General features: G+C 63.9%; 23 protein-coding genes. 13 read left to right on the forward strand and 10 right to left on the reverse strand.

Features of this window, described 5'->3' with window-relative positions; genetic code table 11:
* Positions 1 to 123: 123 nt before the first annotated feature.
* The 4 genes from sppA to FJ867_RS06005 all read left to right on the forward strand — a co-directional run bounded on the left by sppA (position 124) and on the right by FJ867_RS06005 (position 2,854).
* Positions 124 to 1,080 (forward strand): signal peptide peptidase SppA, encoded by a 957-nt coding sequence (gene sppA, locus FJ867_RS05990; protein WP_140522514.1) that lies wholly within the window; start codon positions 124 to 126, stop codon positions 1,078 to 1,080.
* Between the two features lie 80 nt (positions 1,081 to 1,160).
* Positions 1,161 to 1,445, forward strand: a complete 285-nt coding sequence (locus tag FJ867_RS05995) for an integration host factor subunit beta (RefSeq protein ID WP_006200394.1) — start codon at positions 1,161 to 1,163, stop codon at positions 1,443 to 1,445.
* Positions 1,446 to 1,498: 53 nt separating this feature from the next.
* The gene (locus tag FJ867_RS06000; protein ID WP_140522516.1) at positions 1,499 to 1,831 is read left to right on the forward strand and encodes a DUF1049 domain-containing protein; all 333 of its coding nucleotides are present in this window, start codon (positions 1,499 to 1,501) and stop codon (positions 1,829 to 1,831) included.
* 57 nt (positions 1,832 to 1,888) lie between these two features.
* A complete protein-coding gene (locus FJ867_RS06005) occupies positions 1,889 to 2,854 on the forward strand; it encodes an ornithine cyclodeaminase family protein (protein ID WP_140816783.1) in 966 nt (321 codons plus the stop codon).
* A gap of 1 nt (position 2,855) precedes the next feature.
* Here FJ867_RS06005 and FJ867_RS06010 read toward each other — a convergent pair whose 3' ends face one another.
* From FJ867_RS06010 to FJ867_RS06020, 3 genes are all read right to left on the reverse strand, one after another.
* A complete protein-coding gene (locus tag FJ867_RS06010) occupies positions 2,856 to 3,287 on the reverse strand; it encodes an EVE domain-containing protein (protein WP_140632940.1) in 432 nt (143 codons plus the stop codon).
* Positions 3,284 to 3,679 carry a VOC family protein gene (locus tag FJ867_RS06015; RefSeq protein WP_140632937.1) on the reverse strand — a complete coding sequence of 132 codons (396 nt, stop codon included), beginning with the start codon at positions 3,677 to 3,679 and terminating at the stop codon, positions 3,284 to 3,286. The genes FJ867_RS06010 and FJ867_RS06015 overlap by 4 nt, the downstream gene beginning before the upstream one ends.
* 102 nt (positions 3,680 to 3,781) lie before the next feature.
* Positions 3,782 to 4,468 carry a YafY family protein gene (locus FJ867_RS06020; protein WP_140816785.1) on the reverse strand — a complete coding sequence of 229 codons (687 nt, stop codon included), beginning with the start codon at positions 4,466 to 4,468 and terminating at the stop codon, positions 3,782 to 3,784.
* Between the two features lie 134 nt (positions 4,469 to 4,602).
* Here FJ867_RS06020 and FJ867_RS06025 point away from each other — a divergent pair, with 134 nt between their 5' ends.
* The 6 genes from FJ867_RS06025 to FJ867_RS06050 all read left to right on the forward strand — a co-directional run bounded on the left by FJ867_RS06025 (position 4,603) and on the right by FJ867_RS06050 (position 11,559).
* Positions 4,603 to 5,676 (forward strand): class I SAM-dependent rRNA methyltransferase, encoded by a 1,074-nt coding sequence (locus FJ867_RS06025; protein ID WP_140816787.1) that lies wholly within the window; start codon positions 4,603 to 4,605, stop codon positions 5,674 to 5,676.
* Positions 5,676 to 6,536 (forward strand): RNA methyltransferase, encoded by an 861-nt coding sequence (locus FJ867_RS06030; RefSeq protein ID WP_140500221.1) that lies wholly within the window; start codon positions 5,676 to 5,678, stop codon positions 6,534 to 6,536. The genes FJ867_RS06025 and FJ867_RS06030 overlap by 1 nt, the downstream gene beginning before the upstream one ends.
* Before the next feature lie 13 nt (positions 6,537 to 6,549).
* The gene (lspA, locus tag FJ867_RS06035; RefSeq protein ID WP_140500223.1) at positions 6,550 to 7,038 is read left to right on the forward strand and encodes a signal peptidase II; all 489 of its coding nucleotides are present in this window, start codon (positions 6,550 to 6,552) and stop codon (positions 7,036 to 7,038) included.
* Between the two features lie 62 nt (positions 7,039 to 7,100).
* On the forward strand, positions 7,101 to 8,093 hold the full coding sequence (locus tag FJ867_RS06040; RefSeq protein WP_140500225.1) for an MDR family oxidoreductase: 993 nt from the start codon (positions 7,101 to 7,103) through the stop codon (positions 8,091 to 8,093).
* A gap of 85 nt (positions 8,094 to 8,178) precedes the next feature.
* On the forward strand, positions 8,179 to 10,488 hold the full coding sequence (locus FJ867_RS06045) for a PAS domain-containing hybrid sensor histidine kinase/response regulator (protein WP_140500227.1): 2,310 nt from the start codon (positions 8,179 to 8,181) through the stop codon (positions 10,486 to 10,488).
* A 183-nt stretch (positions 10,489 to 10,671) separates the two neighbouring features.
* Positions 10,672 to 11,559: a GNAT family N-acetyltransferase gene (locus FJ867_RS06050; protein WP_140500229.1), complete on the forward strand. Its 888-nt coding sequence runs from the start codon at positions 10,672 to 10,674 to the stop codon at positions 11,557 to 11,559.
* A gap of 131 nt (positions 11,560 to 11,690) precedes the next feature.
* Here FJ867_RS06050 and FJ867_RS06055 read toward each other — a convergent pair whose 3' ends face one another.
* Together FJ867_RS06055 and grpE are read right to left on the reverse strand one after the other, a co-directional pair.
* A complete protein-coding gene (locus FJ867_RS06055) occupies positions 11,691 to 12,323 on the reverse strand; it encodes a trimeric intracellular cation channel family protein (protein ID WP_140500230.1) in 633 nt (210 codons plus the stop codon).
* 143 nt (positions 12,324 to 12,466) lie between these two features.
* Complete coding sequence (gene grpE / locus FJ867_RS06060) at positions 12,467 to 13,102, reverse strand: nucleotide exchange factor GrpE (RefSeq protein WP_140500232.1); 636 nt, start codon at positions 13,100 to 13,102, stop codon at positions 12,467 to 12,469.
* A 239-nt stretch (positions 13,103 to 13,341) separates the two neighbouring features.
* Here grpE and FJ867_RS06065 point away from each other — a divergent pair, with 239 nt between their 5' ends.
* Together FJ867_RS06065 and FJ867_RS06070 are read left to right on the forward strand one after the other, a co-directional pair.
* Entirely contained in the window at positions 13,342 to 13,542 is a 201-nt protein-coding gene (locus tag FJ867_RS06065; protein ID WP_140500234.1) for a hypothetical protein, read from the forward strand.
* A 165-nt stretch (positions 13,543 to 13,707) separates the two neighbouring features.
* The gene (locus FJ867_RS06070) at positions 13,708 to 14,730 is read left to right on the forward strand and encodes a fatty acid desaturase (RefSeq protein ID WP_140500460.1); all 1,023 of its coding nucleotides are present in this window, start codon (positions 13,708 to 13,710) and stop codon (positions 14,728 to 14,730) included.
* Positions 14,731 to 14,839: 109 nt separating this feature from the next.
* Here FJ867_RS06070 and FJ867_RS06075 read toward each other — a convergent pair whose 3' ends face one another.
* The 5 genes from FJ867_RS06075 to cysG all read right to left on the reverse strand — a co-directional run bounded on the left by FJ867_RS06075 (position 14,840) and on the right by cysG (position 19,723).
* Positions 14,840 to 15,373: a DUF934 domain-containing protein gene (locus tag FJ867_RS06075; protein WP_140672242.1), complete on the reverse strand. Its 534-nt coding sequence runs from the start codon at positions 15,371 to 15,373 to the stop codon at positions 14,840 to 14,842.
* A 156-nt stretch (positions 15,374 to 15,529) separates the two neighbouring features.
* Positions 15,530 to 16,294, reverse strand: a complete 765-nt coding sequence (locus tag FJ867_RS06080) for a phosphoadenylyl-sulfate reductase (protein WP_140500238.1) — start codon at positions 16,292 to 16,294, stop codon at positions 15,530 to 15,532.
* Positions 16,269 to 17,939 (reverse strand): nitrite/sulfite reductase, encoded by a 1,671-nt coding sequence (locus FJ867_RS06085; RefSeq protein ID WP_140500240.1) that lies wholly within the window; start codon positions 17,937 to 17,939, stop codon positions 16,269 to 16,271. The genes FJ867_RS06080 and FJ867_RS06085 overlap by 26 nt, the downstream gene beginning before the upstream one ends.
* A gap of 48 nt (positions 17,940 to 17,987) precedes the next feature.
* Positions 17,988 to 18,281, reverse strand: coding sequence for a DUF2849 domain-containing protein (locus FJ867_RS06090; protein WP_140500242.1), 294 nt, complete (start codon positions 18,279 to 18,281; stop codon positions 17,988 to 17,990).
* Entirely contained in the window at positions 18,278 to 19,723 is a 1,446-nt protein-coding gene (cysG, locus tag FJ867_RS06095; protein WP_140816789.1) for a siroheme synthase CysG, read from the reverse strand. The genes FJ867_RS06090 and cysG overlap by 4 nt, the downstream gene beginning before the upstream one ends.
* A gap of 432 nt (positions 19,724 to 20,155) precedes the next feature.
* Here cysG and FJ867_RS06100 point away from each other — a divergent pair, with 432 nt between their 5' ends.
* Positions 20,156 to 20,605 carry a host attachment family protein gene (locus FJ867_RS06100; RefSeq protein ID WP_140513765.1) on the forward strand — a complete coding sequence of 150 codons (450 nt, stop codon included), beginning with the start codon at positions 20,156 to 20,158 and terminating at the stop codon, positions 20,603 to 20,605.
* The last annotated feature ends 96 nt before the right edge of the window (positions 20,606 to 20,701 follow it).

A 20,701-nucleotide genomic window follows, 5' to 3' on the forward strand; every position in this document is an offset into this window, starting at 1 on the left:
CTGACGCGCACTTGCCTCGCGTGCGCCGCGCGCGGATTGCCGCGTCATGCGCAGACGGAATTGCTTCCAGACCGGGACGTCATGGTCTAAAAGCATCTCTTTCCATCGACCGTGAGGCTGACCATGGCATTGAGAGCCGACGACCTGATCGACCGCCGCCGCTTGCGGCGTAAGCTGACCTTCTGGCGCGCTGCGGCCATCGCCATCGTTGCGCTCGGCGTGATTGCGATCTCGGCCTGGTTCTATCGCGACGATTTCGGCGGGTCGGCCGTCGATCATATCGCCAAGGTCAGGATCGAAGGCACCATAACCGAGGACGACGAACTGATCGAGCGGCTGGAAGCCATCCGCAAGTCGCCGAGGGTGAAAGGCGTGATCCTCGCCATCGATTCCCCCGGCGGCACCACCGTCGGCGGTGAATCGATCTATGAGGAGGTGCGCAAGCTCGCCGCCGACAAGCCTGTCGCGGCCGAGGTCGGCACGCTCGCCGCGTCGGCCGGCTACATGATCGCGAGCGCCACCGATCACATCGTCGCCCGCAAGACCTCGATCGTCGGCTCGATCGGCGTGTTGATCCAGTATCCTGATGTCAGCGGCCTGATGGACAAGCTCGGCGTCAAGCTGGAGGAAGTGAAATCCTCGCCGCTCAAGGCCTCGCCCTCGCCTTTCAAGCCGACCAACGACGACGAGCGCGCCATGGTCCGCAAGCTCATCCTCGACAGCTACGACTGGTTCGTCGGCATCGTCGCCGAACGCCGCAAGATGACCCGCGAGCAAGCGCTGGCGCTCGCCGACGGATCGATCTTCACCGGTCGCCAAGGGGTCGCCAACGGCCTGATCGACGCCGTCGGCGGCGAGACCGAGGCGATCGACTGGCTGGCGACCAAGGGCGTCGACTCGAAACTCAAGGTGGTCGAATGGAAGGACACGGAGCGGCGCGGCGGCTTCCTGTTTTCCAAAGCGATGGTGCGCACGATCGCCGGCGCGCTCGGCCTGCCGGACTACAGCGGCGATATCATCCATGAACTTGGCGCCGACCGCTTGTTTCTTGACGGTCTCGTTTCCGTCTGGCACCCTTGAGATGCCGTTTGGGGTGGATGAAAAAGCAAACAAAATCATCCTCATAATTTCGACCGCACCGATTTCAGGGGACCCGTCCGATGATCAAGTCCGAACTTGTGCAGATTATTGCCACGCGCAATCCGCATCTTTTCCTGCGCGACGTTGAAAACATCGTCGGCGCGATTTTCGACGAGATCACCGACGCGCTCGCCGAAGGCAACCGGGTCGAATTGCGTGGCTTCGGTGCCTTTTCGGTGAAAAATCGCCCCGCCCGCACCGGCCGCAACCCGCGCACCGGTGAATCCGTCGAGGTCGAGGAGAAATGGGTGCCTTTCTTCAAGACCGGCAAGGAACTGCGCGAAAGGCTGAATGGCGGAAAATAGGCGCGACGCCAGACCGGCCCTTCCCGGGAGGCCGGTTTCCGACGGAAAACATCATGCTCAATCGCTTCATGCTCATCGTGGTCTTCGTGCCCCTGGCGGTCATCCTGATCGCGCTGGCCGTCGCCAATCGCGAACTCGTCGCCTTCACGCTGGATCCGTTCAATCCCGGCAATCCGGCGCTGACGCTCACTTTGCCGCTGTTCATCTTCCTGTTCCTGGCCCTCGCCGTCGGCATGGTCGTCGGCAGCCTGGCGACCTGGGTCAAGCAGGGACGTTACCGCAAGCTGGCGCGCCAGCGCGGCGTCGAGGCCGAGAACCTGCGCCAGGCGATCGGCCGCACCCCGTCGACACCGCAGGGACCGGTGCTGCCGAAGCCGACCAACTGACCGCCGCACGGCGCTGCGGGCCCTCTCGGGCCCGCGATTTTCTTCACGGAGTTTCCCATGCTGACCATTTCGGCCGCAGAGGTCGACCAGTCGTTGACCTTCCCGGGCCTAGTGGACACGCTGCGCGTGGCTTTCCGTGACGGCGCGGTGCAACCTGTCCGGCACCATCACACGGTCGAACGGCCGGACGGTGCGGCCTCGACCTTGCTGCTGATGCCGGCCTGGACCGATTTCAACGCAGCCGGCATCTCGGCCGGGGGGCATATCGGCGTCAAGATCGTTACCGTCTCGCCCGACAACAATGCCATCGGCAAACCGGCAGTGATGGGGGTCTATCTCCTGCTCAACGGCGCCACCGGCGAACCGGAGGCCCTGATCGACGGCCAGCGGCTGACGCAATGGCGCACGGCCTGCGCCTCGGCGCTCGCCGCATCCTATCTGGCGCGCGAAGACGCTTCCCGGCTGCTGGTGATCGGGGCCGGTGCGCTGTCGCCATTCCTCGCCAAGGCGCATTGCGCCGTGCGGCCGATCAGGACCATCCGCATCTGGAATCGCACCTTGGACAACGCCGAGAAGGTCGCCGCCGGACTGCGCGCCGAGGGCTTCGCGGCGAGCGCAGCGACCGATCTCGATGCCGAACTCGGCCAGGCCGATATCGTCTCGTCGGCGACGATCGCCACCGATCCGCTGATCAAGGGCGCCCGCCTGAAGCCGGGAAGCCATGTCGACATGGTCGGCGGCTTCACCCCGACAATGCGCGAAAGCGACGACGAGGCGATAGGGCGCGCCCGGGTCTATGTCGACACCCGCGCCGGCGCCACCAAGGAAGCGGGCGACATCGTCATACCGCTCGCTTCCGGCGTGCTGAAATCGGAAGCCATCATAGCCGATTTGCACGAGCTGGCGCGCGGTCAGAAGCAAGGGCGCCGGAGCGCCGACGAGATCACGCTGTTCAAGTCGGTCGGCGCCGCGCTCGAGGACCTTGCCGCCGGCATTGCCGTCTACAAGGCGCTCAGGATCTAGCTTACTGTCCCGGCTGGTTAGCGCCCATAGCTTCGGCGATTACGGCGAAATCGGCCGCGCTTATCGAGAACAGGCCGAAGCGCAGTTGATACCCCCAATTCGGCTTGCCGGCCGTGAAGTCCAGCCTGTCGAGCAATGGCTTGATCGGCGCTTCCCCGGCCGCCGCCCAGTCGACGTCGCGGCGAAAGGGCGTGAAGCCGCCGCCCATGTCGCCTTGATAGGGTTCTCCCTCCCGTACCGTGCCGATCGCCGTGAACACCCGCAGCCCGTCTTTCTCGCCCAAAATCGTTGTCGGCGAATAATAAACAATGCCGTCCCCGGGCTGCATCCGCCGCAGCGGCGCCGCCTTGCCGTGGTTGACCTGCATAAAGCCGCCCTCGCGGCCGCGCCGGACGTGCTGCGCCGACGCCACCGCGATCCAATACGCGCTCATTCCTGCTCCCCCTCGGCCTGCTGCCCGTCCGACAGCCAGTAGACCCGCAGGCGATGGTTGTCGGGATCGAGCGCAACGAAGGTGCGGCCGAAATCCATGTCGGTCGGCGCCTGCAGGATCTTCAGCCCACGTCCGGACCAGTCGGCATGGGCGGCATCGACTGCCTCGGGCGTATCCAGGGCAAAGACGATCTCGGCGCCGCCACCGGTCGCTGCCGCCGCCGGTTCCACCGTATGCCTCGACCAGAGACCGAGTTTGAAACCGTTGTCGAGCACGAACAGCACGAATGTCGGCGCGCTTTCGACCGGCTCGCGGCCGAGCAGCGCGCTGTAGAAGGCGCCGCTACGCTGCGGCTGGTCGACGTAGAGGATGACGAAATTGGGGGTGACCATGACTGTTCTCCAGGGGTTTCGACCGGGACAGACATAAAGCGCATCACTGTCAGATTCTGGCAGTATCCGTCACGAAAGGCGCCCTGGACAGCTTACACACCGCTAACGCCGTGGGGTGTCGAGCGTTGCCCGCCATTCCTTCAGCAGCGCCTGACGGCGGCGCGGATAGCGCAGATCCGTCGTCTTGAGCTCGGCTATGCGGTCGGTGCGAAAATGCCGGAAATCCTGCCGCATTTCGCACCACGCCACCACGACCCGCACCTTGTCGAAGAAGCCAAGCGCGAACGGCCACACCACGCGCCGCGACCCCGCGCCGCCGGCATCGCGATAGAAAAAGTCCAGCTTGCGCTCGTTACGGATCGCCTGCCGCACCAGGCCGAGATCGATGCTTTCAACAGTCGGGGCGGGCGGCCCGACCAGCAGTGTGGTGGCGTCGAGATCCTCGCGCAGATCATCAGGCAGCACCGACGCGATCTTGGCAAGCGCGTTGACGGCCGCTGACGAAAGCCGCGAATCCGGCTGCTTGGCGACCCAGCGCGAACCGAGCACAATTGCCTCGATCTCCTCGTCGCTGAACGTCAACGGCGGCAGCATGAATCCGGGCTTCAGCACATAGCCGAGCCCCGCCTCGCCCTCGATCGGCGCCCCCTGGCCCTGCAGCGTTGCGATGTCCCGGTAAAGCGTGCGAATTGAAATCCCGAGTTCGTCGGCGAGCGACTGCCCGCTCACCGGCATGCGATGCCGGCGCAATGTCTGGATCAGGTCGAGCAGGCGTTCGGAGCGGGACATATCGAAGATTTGCCTGTTTCTTTGACATTGGTCCATCGCAAGCCGGCATGACCAGGCGACGCTTGCGCGGCGGACTTGGTTGCGAAGCCGGTTGCCCTATGTCAAAAGCGGCCACGCCTCGGAGATGCTCCTGCTTGAAATCTTTTCGCGACAAACGCCGCGACAGCCGTCCGCCCGCAAAAAGCGGTGCGCAACGGGTGCGTCCGCATGAAGGCCGTGGAACGGCCAGGCCGCAGGAGCGGCCCGAGGCCAGGGCCGACGAGCGCCCGGAACCGAAGTCGGCGCCCCGCATCCTGGCCCGTCGCGACGGCGCTCTTCCGGCCGAACAGCTTCCGCTGATCCTCGAAGTGGCACCCAATGCCGATTATGCGCTGCTCGACAGCGGCGCCGGCCAGAAGCTCGAACAATACGGTCCTTATCGGATCGTCCGCCCCGAGGGCCAGGCGATCTGGCAGAAGGCGCTACCGGCAAGGGAATGGGACCGCGCCGACGCTGTCTTCACCGGCGATACCGACGAGGAAGGCATTGGCCGCTGGCGCTTCCCCGGGACGCCGCTCGGCGAGACCTGGCCGATGAAGCACGACGGCATCGATTATCTCGGCCGCTTCACCTCGTTTCGCCATGTCGGCGTGTTTCCCGAGCAGGCCTCGCACTGGGATCACATGGCCGGACTGATCGCGGCGGCCAGGCGGCCGGTCAAGGTGCTCAACCTGTTCGGCTATACCGGCCTTGCCTCGCTGGTAGCGGCGCGCGCCGGCGCGGAGGTCACCCATGTCGATGCCTCGAAAAAGGCGATCGGCTGGGCTCGCGAAAACCAGGAGATGGCCGGGCTTGGCAACAAGCCGATCCGCTGGATCGTCGAAGACGCAGTGAAATTCGCCGAGCGCGAGGAGCGCCGCGGCAGCCGCTATGACATCGTTCTGTTCGACCCGCCCGCCTATGGCCGCGGCCCCAAGGGCGAGGTCTGGCAGTTGTTCGAGGACCTGCCGGCATTGACCGATCTCTGCCGATCGATCCTGACGCCGAAACCGCTTGCCGTGGTGCTGACCGCTTATTCGATTCGCGCCTCCTTCTTCGCCATCCATGCCCTCATGCGCGACACCTTTGCCGCCATGGGCGGCAAGGTTGAATCGGGCGAATTGATCATCCGCGAAAAATCGGCGGGCCGCGCGCTGTCGACCTCGCTGTTCTCGCGCTGGGTGGCCTGATGAGTGGATATGACGGCGCCCGTCCGGTCGGGCAGGTGAAAGAGGTCACCAGCCTCGCCAATCCGCTGGTCAAGGACATCAAGGCGCTGGCCTTGAAAAAATTCCGCGACCAGCAGAACGCCTTCATGGCCGAGGGACTGAAGCTGGTCATCGATGCGCTCGACCTCGGCTGGCAGATCAGGACCCTGGTCTTCGCCAAGGCCGGACGCGGCAACGCGGCGGTTGAGAAGGTCGCTGCGCGTACGGTTGCCGCCGGCGGCACCGTGCTCGAAGTCTCGGAAAAAGTGCTTGTCGCCATAACCCGTCGCGACAATCCGCAAATGGTGATCGGCGTTTTCTCGCAGAAATTCCTGGCCCTGAAGGATATCCGCGCCGACAATGGCGATGTCTGGGTGGCGCTCGACCGGGTGCGCGATCCCGGCAACCTCGGCACCGTCATCCGCACGGTGGACGCCGTCGGCGCCAAGGGCGTGATCCTGGTCGGAGACACCACCGATCCCTTTTCGGTGGAGACGGTGCGCGCCACCATGGGCTCGATCTTCGCCGTTCCGGTGGCCAAGGCGACGACCGACGCATTCCTCGCCTGGCGCGGCGGGTTTTCTGGCCTCGTCGCCGGCACGCACCTCAAAGGCGCGGTCGACTACCGCTCGGTCGATTTTTCCCGGGGGCCGGTGCTGCTGATGATGGGCAATGAACAGCAAGGCCTGCCCGAAAGCCTGGCGGCGAGTTGCGACAGGCTGCTCAGGATTCCGCAGGCAGGGCGTGCCGATTCGCTCAATCTTGCCGTCGCCACCGGCGTCATGCTGTTCGAGATCCGCCGCGGCGCGCTGAAACTGGACCCTATGGTGGATTCGCAATGAGGGTTGCCCAATCGTGAAATCATGGTCTCCCTATGCGCTGCTGGTCGTCGCGGCCATCGCGCTCGACCAGTGGATAAAACATTTGGTCGAGATCGGCCTTCCCTTTCAGGAAAAGCTCGATCTCCTGCCCTTCCTGGCGCTGTTTCGCACCTATAATACCGGCATCGCCTTCTCGATGTTCTCATCCTTCGGCGATACCGGGCTGGTGATCATCGCCGTTCTCGTCGTCGCCTTCGTGCTCTATCTGGCCACGCACACGCCAGCGGGCCATGTTATTGCCCGCACCGGCTTTGCCCTGATCATCGGTGGCGCGCTCGGCAATCTGATCGACCGCGCCGTCTACGGCCACGTCATCGACTACATCCTGTTCCACACTCCGGTCTGGTCCTTCGCCGTGTTCAATCTCGCCGATGCCTTCATTTCGGTCGGCGCCGCGCTGGTCGTGCTTGACGAAGTTTTGGGCTGGCGGCGCCAGCCCAAGCCCCAGGGTCCCGACGCCTGACCGATTGACCCGGCGCGGCCGCCGCAGCAGAGTCCAAACGTCGATAGATCGAGGAGAGAAAAATGCCCGAAACCTTCAAAGCCATCCTCGTTTCGCGCGACGCCGAAAAGAAACAGTCGGTGGCGGTGACCGACCTCACCGAAGCCGATCTCATGGACGGTGACGTCACCGTCGCAGTCGAAGCGACGACGGTGAACTACAAGGATGGGCTCGCAATATCAGGCAAGGCGCCGGTCATTCGCCGCTGGCCCTTGGTGCCAGGCATCGATTTCGCCGGAACGGTCTTATCCTCTTCCCATCCCGACTGGCGCAAGGGAGACAAGGTCATCCTGAACGGCTGGGGTGTCGGCGAGACGCATTTTGGCGCCTATGCCGGGCGCGCCCGCGTCAACGGCGACTGGCTGGTGCCGCTCCCCGACGGCATCAGCGCGCATGACGCGATGGCGGTCGGCACCGCCGGCTATACCGCAATGCTGTGCGTCATGGCACTGGAGCGGCACGGCATCGTGCCCGATCGCGGGCCCGTGGTGGTGACGGGCGCGGCCGGCGGCGTCGGCTCGGTCGCGGTCTCCATCCTGTCCAGCCTGGGCTATCACGTCATTGCCTCGACAGGGCGCAATGCCGAAAGCCCGTATCTCATCGATCTTGGCGCCGCGGAGGTGATATCGCGCGACGAACTCAGCCAGCCGACCAAGCCGCTCGCCAAGGAGCGTTGGGCGGGCGGCATCGATTCCGTCGGCAGCCACACACTGGCCAATGTGCTCTCTATGACCTCCTATGGCGGTGCCGTCGCGGCCTGCGGCCTGGCCGGCGGCATGGACCTGCCGTCGAGCGTGGCACCTTTCATCCTGCGCGGCGTTTCGCTGCTCGGCATCGATTCGGTGATGGCGCCGAAACCGGTGCGGCTCGAGGCCTGGCGCCGCATCGGCGCCGACCTGGATCTGCGCAAGCTCGCCAGCCTGTCCACGACCATCGGCTTCGACAACATCATCGACGCCGCGCGCGACATCGTCGACGGCAAGATCCGCGGCCGCGTCGTCGTAGACATGCAGTGAGTTCGCCGGGGTAAAACAACCTATCCGCTAAAATTCGAACGATCCCCCGCAGGCTTCCATAATTTCTGTCCGGTAGGGTTTTCGCATGGTCGCGGAATCCGGCATCCAGGAAGCGGAGACTGGCGAAGACGTCGATGCGGTACCCCCGCCGGCGTCGGCGCGGCGGTTCGTCGCCGCACCGCCGCTGGCGCCTGAGCCGCAACAGGCCAGGAATGAGCCGCGATTGGCCGGCCGCGAAGGCTTGCCGCTGCTGACCTTCGTCGCCATCATCATGCTGGCGGGGTTGACCCACCTGACCGGCGCGCCGATCTTCATCAGCCTCGCTTTGCTGGCGACCGGCCTTGCCGGCTTCGGCCTGCACCTGCGCGCCAGAAGGAACGAATACCGCACCGCCGCGCTGCTTGATGAAACCACGGCTCGCAGCCGTGCCGAGATCGAGACGCTGGCCGATCGCATGTGGGAGATGCAGGAGAGCGAAGAGCGCTTTCGCGGCCTGATCGACGCGCTTGGCGATCTCGTCATTCATCGCGACCGCGACGGCTATATCGTCTATGCCAACAAGGTGTTCGCCGATCTCGTCGAGGTCGATCAGCGCGACCTCGCCGGCAAGACCCTGGCGGAACTTGGCATCGAAGTCGGTATCGTTCCCGACGCCGCCTTTTCCGACCATGAATGCCTGAGTTCCACCGACGTCGCCATCCGCACCCCTGGCGGTTCGCGCTGGTTCTCGTGGATCGAACTGTCGGTGCGCGACAAGGACAGCGGTTCTGTCTCGCATCGCGCCATCGCCCGCGACATCACCGCCCGCAAGCGTGCCGAATCCTCGCTGATCACCGCGCGCGAGCGGGCCGAATACGCAAGCCAGGCCAAATCGCGCTTCCTCGCCACCGTCAGCCATGAAATCCGCACGCCGATGAACGGCATCATGGGCATGGCCAGGCTGTTGGCCGATACCAGCCTGTCGCCGGAGCAGCAGACCTATGTCGGCGCCATTTCGACCTCGGCCAGCGCGCTGCTGGCCCTCATCGAGGACCTGCTCGACTATTCCAAGATCGAGGCGGGACGCTTCGATCCCGAACCGCAGCCAATGTCGGTGCGCGAGATCGCCGACAACGTTGTCGAGCTCCTCGCCGCGCGCGCCTTCTCCAAGGATATCGGCCTCGGCTGCCATGTCGAGCCCGACGTGCCGCAATTGATCACCGCAGATCCGGGCCGGGTCAGGCAGGTGCTGCTCAACCTGATCGGCAACGCCATCAAGTTCACCGACAGCGGCGGGGTGCTGGTGAGTATAGCGCGCGCCCGCACTGAAACCACCGACCGCATATGCTTCACCATCGCGGATACCGGGCCAGGCCTGCATGAAGACGACATGGAGCGCATTTTCGAGGAGTTCGAGCAGGCCGACGGCACCTCGACGCGCGCGCATGGCGGAGCCGGTCTCGGTCTTGCCATCTCCAAGCGCCTGGTGACCGCCATGGGCGGCACGATTTCCGTCTCCAGCCGGTTGGGTCAGGGTTCGGAATTCGTCTTCGATATCCCGGCCATCTCCGCGAGCGAGCCACCACCGGGCCGGGTGGACGCGCTTCAGGGCAGGCACGCGGTAATCCTGTCGAGAAATATCGTCGAGGCCGACGCCATCGCCCGCAGCATCCGCGCCAATGGCGGCGCGGTCGATATCGCCACCACCGTGGCGCAGGCGGCATCGTTCTCCGGCGATTGCGACGTGCTGCTGGTCGACGCGGCCATGGAAGAGGGCGACGGAAGACTGCTCAAGCGGCTGCGCCAAAGCGGTTTTTCCGATTGCGAAGCCATCACGCTGATCGCCCCGACCGATCGCGGCATGCTCGGCGAGTTCCGCGCCAGCGGCTACGCGACCTTCCTCGCCAGACCGGTGCGAGGCGGAACACTTTTGCGTGTGCTTCTGAGCAGTCATGCGCCGGCGCTTGCCCCGACACGGCCGGAAAAGCCCCACCCGCCGGCGCTTCGCGCCGCCAGTGATCGCCAGCGTGGCCTGTCGGTGCTGATCGCCGAGGACAATGACATCAACGCCATGCTCGCTCGCGCCACGCTGCTGAAGGCCGGTCATCGCGTCAAGGTTGTCGGCAACGGCAAGGCGGCGGTCGAGGCCGTTACCGGTGCCGGACACAAACACCGCTTCGACGTGGTGCTGATGGACCTGCACATGCCGGTGATGGATGGGATGGACGCCATCGCCGCCATCCGCCGCCATGAGGAGGAGACGGCCGTGCCGCCAGTGCCCATCATGGTGCTGTCGGCCGACAGCCAGGAAAAGACCCGCCATGCGGTGCTCGCCCACGGCGCCAGCGGCTTTGTCACCAAGCCGCTCGACCCCGATGCACTGGTCGACGCCATCGAGGGGCAGGTCGCCGCCTGAGACTTTTTTTCTTCAATCTCCTGCCGAGCGGCGCCACCTTGCTTTTGCATAACGTAGCCGGTTGACCGTATTCGCCAGCCGACGAAGTATTGCCCGCGACGCCGTATCACGGTACTGTCACAATCCTGTTGCACCTACACCGTATCCCCGTGCCAAGAGGGATGGCTCGAAGGAGAATCACTCGTGCATACAGTTATGCCGGAATGTGACACTCGGCCGAACGCCGGCGGCGCCTTGCTTGCCGGGCGCAATGTCGATTCCGTCACAAAGGGCGCAGCGCTCGGCCGTATCGGCAACCTCGAAGTGCGGCTGGCCCGCAACGAGGCCGAGATCGCGGCCGCGCAGGAAGTGCGCTACCGGGTATTCTACGACGAGCTTGGCGCCAGGAAGAACCTGTTTCAGGTGCAGGACCGCCGTGATGCCGACCGCTTCGATCCGCACTGCGATCACCTGCTCGTCTTCGATACCTCGCTTTCCGGCCCCGAACATCGCCGCATCGTCGGGACCTACCGGCTGCTGCGGCAAGAAATCGCTGCGGCCGCCGGCGGCTTCTATTCCGAAGGCGAGTTCGAGCTGACCAAGCTCATCGCCCGTCACCCCGGCCAGCGCTTTCTCGAGCTCGGCCGCTCCTGCGTCCTGCCGGAATACCGTTCGAAGCGCACCATCGAGGCATTGTGGCAAGGCATCTGGGCCTACATCAACCACTACGGCATTGGCGTGATGACCGGCTGTGCGTCTTTCCAGGGCACGGTGCCGGCGGCCCATGCCGAGGCGCTCACCTATCTGGCGCATCACTGCCGCACGAATTCGGCTTGGGACGTGCGCGCCGTCGCCGGGCGCTATTGTTCCATGGACCTGATGCCGATCGAGGCGGTCAATGCCAAGGCAGCGATCGCTGCGATGCCGCCCTTGGTCAAGGGCTATCTCAGGGTCGGCGCCCGCATCGGCGACGGCTGCGTCATCGATCGTGAATTCTCGACGGTCGATGTGTTCGTGGTGATGCCGGTCAAGGAGATCGGCGCCCGCTACGTCAATTATTACGGCGGGGAAGCGCAGCGTTTTGCTGCGTGAGCAGTAGTCAGTAGTCAGTAGTCAGTAGTCAGTAGTCAGTAGTCAGTAGTCAGTAGTGAAGACATCATAATTTACACCTACTGATTAACCCTAATCACTACTCACTACTCACTAGTCCCTAATCCCTTCTCTCACGAAATATCCTCCGGCCGCCTGCCGGGCCGGCTCTTGTAGGACGCAAACGACCAGCCGAATTTGAGCGCGCCGCCGCGCACGGCGAATGCCGCGGCGAAACCGGCCAAGCCTGACACGATCTGCGGCAGTCCGGCGACATCGCCCAATGTGAAGATCGACGCGCCAACCAGGGCGGCCGTAACATAGATTTCCGGCCTCAGCAGCACCGAAGGCTCCCCTGCCAGCACGTCGCGCAGGATGCCGCCGAATGTGGCGGTCAGCACGCCGGTGATGACGGAAACGACCGGCGAACCGGTGATGGCCAACCCTTTGGCCGCACCCATCACCGAAAAAGCGGCTAGCCCGACGGCGTCGAGCCAGAGCAGCCACTTCCAGCGGGATTCGACACGGTGTGCGCTGAAAAACACCAGCACCGCAACCGCCGCGCAGATCAGCACATAGCTGGAATTGGCGATCCAGAAAACCGGCAGGTTAAGGATGACGTCGCGAAGAGTGCCGCCGCCGATGCCGGTGACGCACGCCAGGAAAAGGAAGCCGATAACGTCGAGCTGCTTGCGCGACGCGGCAAGCGCACCTGTCGCCGCGAAGACCGCAACGCCGGCATAGTCGAGAAGCGCGATGGGGTTCAAGGGCGGGACCAGGGAGTAAGGCAGCAGGGGAGTAGGGGAGTATGTTTAGCACGAAGCCGTACTCTTGATACGCCCCTTAGTGCCTTAGTGCCTTAGTGCCTTAGTGCCTTAGTGCCTTAGTGCCTTATTCCCTATTCCCCTAACTACGCGTCCTTCTCCGCCTGCTCGTTGACGGGCCCCGGCTCGACCGGCGCTTCGCCGGCGGCGATTTTCGGGCCGCCCTTGGCAACGCCGACCATGGCCGGGCGCAGCACCCGCTCCCCGATCGAATAGCCCGGCTGCACGACCTGCACCACCGTGTTGGCCGGCACATCGGGATTGGGCACTTCGAACATGGCCTGGTGGAAATTGGGATCGAACTTCTCGCCTTCCGGCGCGAGCTTCTTGACGCCGTGCCGCTCCAGTGCGGACAGCATGGCACGCTCGGTGAGATCGACGCCGTCGATCAGCGCCTTGAAACCCGCATCGCCGGACGCCTTGGCCTCGGCGGGAATAGCGTCCAGCGCGCGGCGCAGATTGTCCGAAACCGACAGCATGTCGCGGGCGAAGTTCGCGACCGCATAGGTACGCGCGTCATGCACGTCGCGCGCGGTGCGGCGACGCAGGTTCTCCATCTCGGCCGCAACGCGAAGCGCCCTGTCCTTCAGCTCTTCATTCTCCTTCAGGAGCCGCACAACCGCTTCATAATCGCCATCGACGCCACCTTCCGTGCGCTCGGCATTGGCTTCGGTCGCCTCAATTTCGTCGGGCGCGCGTTCGTCTTTTGCCTGGTCGCTCATCGCCGTTTCCCATCATCTCGAATAGTGTGGATTTTGAGCCCGATATCGAGGTTTGGTGGGCAAAAATCAAGGGGTAAGCGAAGGCACGCGCCCAGCCGTTCAAACCGAATGGCGATCAGTGCGATGCTTCGATTTTAATTCAAACTTTACCATAGCTTCCACCTTTGCTTGCCCCGGCGGCGCGATCGGGGAACCATTTGCTGGCTGGAGGATTTTCGAACCGACACAGGATTTTTGAAATGACACCCCGCGACAAGGGCGAAAAGAAAGATCGGATCGCCGCCGAAATCCGGCGCCAGCTAGGCACGGCGGCGGTGAGACGCTTTCTGCATGCGCTGCCGGCCTTTCGCGCCGAGAAAGACATTCCCGACCGCTTCCGGGACCAGCTCGAACGTCTCGACGGCCTGGAGAACAGCATGGCTGGCGGCGCGCGCCATTGATGCATGTGACCGGATGCGATCCGGGTTGGCAGAGTTGCAAGGATTAGAACAGAACCTGAAGTCGCGGCCGGGATCGAGGATCCCGCGCCCCATCGCGACAATTACGCGCGGTAATTTCTCGTGATTAGCCTTGCGGGAGCCGGGCCCCTCCGCCTATGCTTCATGATGAACATGATTTCCCCTGAGACTGCCGCCAATAGTAAGCGCGCCTGGTTGAAGATCCTGGCGCGCTACAAGAAGCCGGACAGGCGGCGCAGCGCCGTCGAACTGGCGATCACCCTGATCCCTTTCGCAGCACTCTGGGCGCTGTCCTCGATCGCCTTTGCCTATGGCCATTGGTGGGGGCTGGTGCTTATCTTGCCGGCGGCGGGCTTCCTGGTGCGGATTTTCATGATCCAGCACGATTGCGGGCACGGATCTTTCTTCGCCAACCGCACCGCCGATGACTGGATAGGCCGCGTCCTGGGCGTGCTTACGCTGACGCCTTATGATTGCTGGCGGAGTGCTCATGCCACCCATCATGCCAGCGCGGGTAATCTCGACGAGCGCGGCGTTGGCGATATCAAGACGTTGACGGTCGCGGAGTACCGGCGGATGTCCTGGAGAGGTCGCCTCGCCTATCGTCTCTATCGCCATCCCCTGGTCATGTTCGGACTGGGACCGATATGGCTCTTCATCTTCGAGCAAAGGCTGCCGGTCGGGATGATGCGCGGTGGCCTGAAGCCCTGGGTATCCTCGATGGCCACCAACCTCGCCATCGTGCTGGCAGCGTCGATCCTGATATGGTTCGTCGGTATTGGCGCTTTTCTGGTCGTCCACCTGCCGATCGTCATCCTTGCCGGATCGGCCGGCATCTGGCTGTTCTATGTCCAGCACCAGTTCGAGGAGACCGAATGGGCGAAGGACGATGAGTGGGAGTTCCAGCGTGCCGCCTTGCACGGATCCTCCTATTATGACCTGCCGCCGGTGCTGAACTGGTTCACCGGCAACATCGGTGTCCATCATGTCCATCACCTCTCCGCGAAGGTGCCAGGCTACCGCCTGCAGGAAGTGCTGCGCGATTATCCGGAACTGCGCGGCATAGGCCGCATCACCCTTCTTGAGAGCCTGCGCTGCGTCAAGCTGGCGCTGTGGGATGAAAACAGCGGCAAGCTGGTGTCGTTTCGCCAGGCACGGATGGCGGCGTAGCCATCTTCTTGCCTGGCTCTGCTGTCCCCGATCCGCCGGCGGGCACCTCCTGTCGTCGTGACGGGAGAGGACAGGCGGCCGCAAACCTGTCGCTGGAAGTGTCGTGACGTCAGCCGGCACGCAGCCGACGCCAGGAGTATTTTGGTCCCTTGGGCTTCGGCACGGCGGCAGGCTGGTAGTAGAGTCCCAATCCGCCGGTACGGCCTTCCTCCAGCCGCTTCAAGAGCACGGGATTGGAGATTTCGAATTCATCGAAACCGAGCCGTAGCATATGCGGCAGCTGGTCGACCAGCACCTGGCCGGTGGCGCGCACGGCACCTTCGAAATGATGACGGCTGCGCAGCAATTCGCCCTTTGAGAAGGAGCGGCCATCGCTGAACGACGGAAAAGCCAGCGCCACCAGCGACAGTTGGTCGAGCAGGCCAGCAATCCTTTCGAGCTGATCGCCGGGTTGCAGCACGACACCGATCCTTTCCTTGGCCGACCGGCGCACCTCCGGATCGAGATCGAGAAACGCCTGCAGCGGCAGGATGAAGCGGCCATTGCCGGACAGTGCTTCCGCGCCTTCGGCATGAGCCCACTCATCCTCGCGAAAACCCGTCGGGGTCCAGAGGCGGGTCTCCGGTATCGTCGGTTCAGTCATCGAAATTTCCTAAAATTCAAAGAGCTCAAGGTGTGTGTTGAGATTCAAGCAGGCCCTAGTCGAAAACGGTAGCTTCCGAGAGCCGGAGCGGAGCGTACTTGTAGTATGTGAGCCCCCGAAGCCGCCGTTTGCAGGCCGGCCTCACCTGAGCATACCCTATAGCGATGCGTCGGTCAGCGACTTCTCCAGTCCCGACAGGTGAATACCGCACTCGGTCTTGGCATGGCCGGCCCAGCGGCCGCTGCGCGCGTCCTCGCCCGGCTGCACCGGCTGGGTGCACGGGAAGCAGCCGATCGACAGATAGCCATAGGCGACCAGCGGATTTTCCCGCAGTGCATGCGCGCGCATGTAGTCCGCCTGGTCCGACGTCGTCCAGTGCGCCAGCGGATTGATGCGGATACGTGGGCCGACCGCCTCGAACACCGGAAGTGCCGCGCGCGTCGAGGCCTGGAAGCGTTTGCGGCCGGTGAACCAGGCGCGGAAAGGCGCCACGCCCCGTGCCAGCGGCTCGACCTTGCGCACGTCGCAGCAGGCGTCGGTGTTGGTCTGGTGCAGATTGCCGGTCGGATCGATCCGCTCGAGTGCTGCCTCGTCGGGCTTGATCACCTGGATGTTGGTCAACCCGAAATCGGCGACCAGGGCGTCGCGATAGCCGAGCGTCTCCTCGAAATGCTTGCCAGTATCGAGAAAGATGACCGGCAGCGAGCGATCGACTTCGGAAATCATGTGCAGTAGCACGGCCGAATCGGCACCGAAGGAAGACACCGCGGCAATCTCATCGTGAAACAGGTCGCCTGCCGCGCGTTCGATGATGTCGAGCGGATTCAGGTGGCCGTAAAGCGCGTCAAACCCCGCCGCTTTGGCGGCGATGCCGTCATCGGCGTCGACGATAGGGTCAAGCGGCCTTGGCTTCGCCAGCATAGAGCGCCTCCTTGAACGGCGCGGGACCGACACGGCGGTAGGCGTCGATGAATTTCTCTTGTGAGTTGAGCCGAAGGCCGAGATAGGTCTCGACGATCTGCTCGATGGCGTCGGTGATCTCTTCCGACGAGAAGCCGCGGCCGATGATCTCGCCCACCGAAGTGTTCTCGTCGGCCGAACCGCCAAGCGTCACCTGGTACAGCTCGGTGCCTTTCTTTTCGACTCCGAGAATGCCGATATGTCCGACATGGTGATGGCCGCAGGCATTGATGCAGCCGGAGATCTTCAGCTTCAACTCGCCGATCTCGCGCTGCCGCTCCAGCGAGGCGAAGCGACGCGAGATCTCCTGCGCGATCGGGATCGAACGCGCTGTGGCCAGCGCGCAATAGTCGAGGCCCGGGCACGAAATGATGTCCGATATCAGGTTCGAATTGGCGGTCGCCAGGCCGATATCGACCAGCGCGTCATAGACCGCCTTCAGGTCGGCGCGCGCCACATGCGGCAGGATCAGGTTCTGCTCGTGGCTGACGCGCAACTCGTCGTATCCATACTTCTCGGCGATATCGGCAATCGCTTCCATCTGGCTGTCGGTCGCATCGCCCGGCACTTCGCCGATACCCTTCAGCGAGATGGTCACCGCCGCATAGTCGGGGTGGCGATGCGTCACCACGTTCTGGTCGAGCCAATCCGAGAAGCCCTTGGAATCGAGGCGTGCCAGCTTTACAGCCTCGTCGCCGTCCGGCCGCGCGGTCAGCGCTGGTGGCGCGAAATAGGCGTCGATGGCGCGGATGTCTGCTTCCGGCAGCTTCAACTCGGCGTCCTTCAATTGCTGCCATTCCGCCTCGACCTGGCGCGTGATCTCCTCGACGCCGGTCTCGTGGACCAGGATCTTGATGCGCGCCTTGAACTTATTGTCGCGGCGGCCATGCAGGTTGTAAACGCGCAGGATCGCCGTGCAGTAGGACAAAAGGTCGGCTTCCGGCAGGAAATCGCGGATCTTCCTGGCGACCATCGGCGTGCGCCCCTGGCCGCCGCCGACATAGACGGCGAAGCCGAGCTCGCCGGCCGCGTTCTTCTTCAGGTGCAGGCCGATGTCGTGGGTCTGGATGGCGGCGCGGTCGCGCTCCGCGCCGGTTACCGCGATCTTGAACTTGCGCGGCAGGTAGGAAAACTCCGGATGAACAGATGACCACTGGCGCAGGATTTCCGCATAGGGACGCGGATCGGCGACCTCGTCGGCCGCCGCACCCGCGAAATGGTCCGCGGTGACGTTGCGGATACAATTGCCGCTGGTCTGGATGGCGTGCATCTCGACACTCGCCAGATCGGCCAGGATCGCAGGAATGTCGGACAGCGCCGGCCAGTGGAACTGGATGTTCTGGCGCGTGGTGAAATGGCCGTAGCCCTTGTCGTATTTGCGCGCGATGTGGCCGAGCATGCGCAACTGCTTGCTGTTCAGCGTGCCATAGGGCACCGCGATGCGCAGCATATAGGCGTGCAATTGCAGGTAGACGCCGTTCATCAGCCTGAGCGGCCGGAACTGGTCCTCGGTGATCTCGCCGGCGAGCCGGCGCTGGACCTGGTCGCTGAACTCGGCGACGCGGGCCTGGACAAAATCGTGATCGAACTCATCGTAGCGGTACATGCTTCGTCTTTCAGGGCGCGTCCGCCCGTGTTCACTTCTGGTCTGGGCTTACGCCGCCCGGGAGGCCTGCTTGCCAAGATCGTTGCGAATGGTCGGGCCCGCGGCGCGGATCTTCTCGCGCAACCGCACCGGCTCGACAACGCCGTTCACGATTTCGGCATCGATGAGGTTGACGTCGAGGACTTCGTTGTCGGCGTGGGCCTTGGCACCGATCGCTTCCAGGCGATCCTCGGCCGCCTTGTCATGGGCGAGGTCGGCATGGTCCGCCCTCTCGGCCCAGCCGCCGTCTGCGTACCAGACGGCGATGCCGTCGGCGAGCCGGTTGGCGGTCAGTATCTTCATTGCTGAACTCCCTCGGTGGCAGCTATGGGCGCACCTTCATGCCTGTGTGCCGCGAGCGGTTCGGACCGTTCGAAATTGGCGCCGGCGACCGCATCGCCGATGATGGTCATGACCGGACCTGAGAGATCGGCGCGCGCTTCCAACGACGGCAGGTCGGCAAGCGTGCCGTGGAAACGGCGGCGATTGCCGAGGCTGGCATTCTCGACCACCGCTACCGCCGTATCGGGCGAAAGCCCGGCCTCGATCAGCCGGCCGGCAACCTCCGCGGCCACCGAGCGGCCCATATAGACAGCAACGGTGGCACCTGAAATGGCAAGCTTGGCCCAGTCGGGCAGCGAATTGCCCTTGAGATCATGACCTGTGGTGAACACCATCGAGGAGGAAACCCCACGCAGCGTCAGCGGCAATTCGAAATCGGCGGCGGCGGCGAAAGCAGCGGTAACGCCCGGAACCACCTCATAGGCGATGCCGGCATCACGCAGCGCCGCCATCTCCTCGCCGGCCCGGCCGAACACCAGGGGATCGCCCGACTTCAGCCGCACCACACGCTTGCCTTCGCGGCCAAGCTCGACCAGCAGCGCATTGATCTCGGCCTGGCTCTTGGTGTGACAGCCCTTGCGTTTGCCGACCGCCAGCCGCTCGGCGTCGCGTCGGCCCATGGCGACGACAGCCTCCGGCACCAGCGCGTCGTGGACGATGACATCGGCCTCCATCAGCAGGCGATGCGCACGCAGCGTCAAAAGGTCCTCGGCACCGGGGCCCGCGCCAACCAGGGCGATATGGCCTGAAGCGGATGCAGCCGAACGCAGAAGATCGGCGGCTGCGTCATGCGCCTGCGAAAGCTTGCCAGCTTCGACGGCGCGCGCCGGCGCACCGCCGAAGAACTCGCTCCAGAACCGGCGGCGCGAATTGCCCCTGGGCAGGCTTTCAGCGGCGGCCCGGAAGGACGCGGCGAGAGCCGCCAACCTGCCCAACGAGGGCGACAGCATGCGGTCGATGCGGGCACGCAGCATCTGCGCCAGCACCGGCCCAGCGCCTTCCGTGCCGATGGCGATCGCGACCGGTGCGCGATTGACCAGCGCCGGGGTGAAAAAATCGCAAAGCTCCGGCCGGTCCACCGCATTGGCGGGAATGCCGAGCCGGCGCGCATCCTGGACAACGCGCCGGTCGAGCGCCTCATCGCCGCTGGCAGCGAACACCATCACCGAGCCTTCCAGCCGACTCGCCTCATAGGCCGCGATGTGGGTGGCGCCGCTCTGCGCGATGAAGCCGAGCATGTCCGGTGAGGCGCTCTCCGCGACGATGCGCAGCGTAGCGCTGGACTGCCCAAGCAATCGTGCCTTGGCCAACGCTTCGTCGCCGCCGCCGACGATCGTTACGGCTTCGTCCTCGACCCGTACGAAGACGGGGAAGGCATTGAGCTTGGGGGCGGGCTGCGGCATGGATACGAACGGAATCCTGATCTGGTCTTCACTTCTACGCGTGGGCGCGAAAAAGCTGAAGAAACCCACTCGCGCATCACCTTCCGGGATGCAATCGCTTTTTCTAAAGGGCCGCAGCCAAGAGAAAAATATTCCACCTTGTTGCGGAGACCGGCATCAAGCCGCTGTCGCGGGCCTTGATTTCTCCTCTTTTTTGGGCCGAACGCGCTTTATGACAAAACCGTTTTTTCTAAATTCTACTAATTTAGTAGATTAAAGCTGCCTGGCGGTCGTGCGCGCGCCTCCACCTCGACGGAGCGTCCGTATGACCTGGCTTTTTGGCTGGAACATTACCGGATCGAGGCGCGTTCCTTCCGCATGCGCAATTCAAAATCATACCTGGCCGCGGCGTGAAGCCAAGCGTGGCGGCAGCGAAGGAAGGAGCCCGGCGTCATGAGCGCGATCAAGTTGAAGCACGGCATCTGGATCATGGTGGCCGACGGAGAAAAAGCGCTCTTCCTCAGAAATGCAGGTGACACCAAATTTCCGAACCTCGAAGTGGTGCAGGAAATGAGGCAGGACAACCCGCCAACGCGCGAGCAAGGCAGCGACAGTCCCGGTCGCTACAATGACGGTCCCTCGGTTCACCGCAGCGCGGTCGAGGAGACGGATTGGCATCGGATCGGCAAGGAGCGCTTTGCCGACGAACTCGCCGAACGGCTCTACAAGCTGGCCCATCGAGGCTCTTTTGACGAAATCATCCTCATCGCGCCGCCGCTCGTGCTCGGCGCGATGCGCAAGATCCTGCACAAGGAAGTCAGCGACAAGGTCAGCGCGGAAATTCCCAAGACGCTGACCAACCACGCGGTATTCGAGATCGAGGCTCTGTTGCGGGCAGCTTGATCGTTGGCGATCGAGCGCCGCCGTTGCGGCGCATGATTTCGGCTGACCTCGAATTCCGGCTTGCTTGCCCACCGGCGAGGTATTTGTCGCTTCACC

It is taken from the genome of Mesorhizobium sp. B2-5-3 (genome assembly GCF_006441005.1).
In the GTDB taxonomy this organism is placed as follows: domain Bacteria; phylum Pseudomonadota; class Alphaproteobacteria; order Rhizobiales; family Rhizobiaceae; genus Mesorhizobium.

Coding starts and splice junctions, on each gene's coding strand:
- sppA (WP_140522514.1), top strand. CDS start 124: ATGGCATTGAGAGCCGACGACCTGATCGACCGCCGCCGCTTGCGGCGT.
- FJ867_RS05995 (WP_006200394.1), top strand. CDS start 1,161: ATGATCAAGTCCGAACTTGTGCAGATTATTGCCACGCGCAATCCGCAT.
- FJ867_RS06000 (WP_140522516.1), top strand. CDS start 1,499: ATGCTCAATCGCTTCATGCTCATCGTGGTCTTCGTGCCCCTGGCGGTC.
- FJ867_RS06005 (WP_140816783.1), top strand. CDS start 1,889: ATGCTGACCATTTCGGCCGCAGAGGTCGACCAGTCGTTGACCTTCCCG.
- FJ867_RS06010 (WP_140632940.1), bottom strand. CDS start 3,287: ATGAGCGCGTATTGGATCGCGGTGGCGTCGGCGCAGCACGTCCGGCGC.
- FJ867_RS06015 (WP_140632937.1), bottom strand. CDS start 3,679: ATGGTCACCCCCAATTTCGTCATCCTCTACGTCGACCAGCCGCAGCGT.
- FJ867_RS06020 (WP_140816785.1), bottom strand. CDS start 4,468: ATGTCCCGCTCCGAACGCCTGCTCGACCTGATCCAGACATTGCGCCGG.
- FJ867_RS06030 (WP_140500221.1), top strand. CDS start 5,676: ATGAGTGGATATGACGGCGCCCGTCCGGTCGGGCAGGTGAAAGAGGTC.
- FJ867_RS06040 (WP_140500225.1), top strand. CDS start 7,101: ATGCCCGAAACCTTCAAAGCCATCCTCGTTTCGCGCGACGCCGAAAAG.
- FJ867_RS06045 (WP_140500227.1), top strand. CDS start 8,179: ATGGTCGCGGAATCCGGCATCCAGGAAGCGGAGACTGGCGAAGACGTC.
- grpE (WP_140500232.1), bottom strand. CDS start 13,102: ATGAGCGACCAGGCAAAAGACGAACGCGCGCCCGACGAAATTGAGGCG.
- FJ867_RS06065 (WP_140500234.1), top strand. CDS start 13,342: ATGACACCCCGCGACAAGGGCGAAAAGAAAGATCGGATCGCCGCCGAA.
- FJ867_RS06070 (WP_140500460.1), top strand. CDS start 13,708: ATGAACATGATTTCCCCTGAGACTGCCGCCAATAGTAAGCGCGCCTGG.
- FJ867_RS06075 (WP_140672242.1), bottom strand. CDS start 15,373: ATGACTGAACCGACGATACCGGAGACCCGCCTCTGGACCCCGACGGGT.
- FJ867_RS06080 (WP_140500238.1), bottom strand. CDS start 16,294: ATGCTGGCGAAGCCAAGGCCGCTTGACCCTATCGTCGACGCCGATGAC.
- FJ867_RS06085 (WP_140500240.1), bottom strand. CDS start 17,939: ATGTACCGCTACGATGAGTTCGATCACGATTTTGTCCAGGCCCGCGTC.
- FJ867_RS06090 (WP_140500242.1), bottom strand. CDS start 18,281: ATGAAGATACTGACCGCCAACCGGCTCGCCGACGGCATCGCCGTCTGG.
- cysG (WP_140816789.1), bottom strand. CDS start 19,723: ATGCCGCAGCCCGCCCCCAAGCTCAATGCCTTCCCCGTCTTCGTACGG.
- FJ867_RS06100 (WP_140513765.1), top strand. CDS start 20,156: ATGAGCGCGATCAAGTTGAAGCACGGCATCTGGATCATGGTGGCCGAC.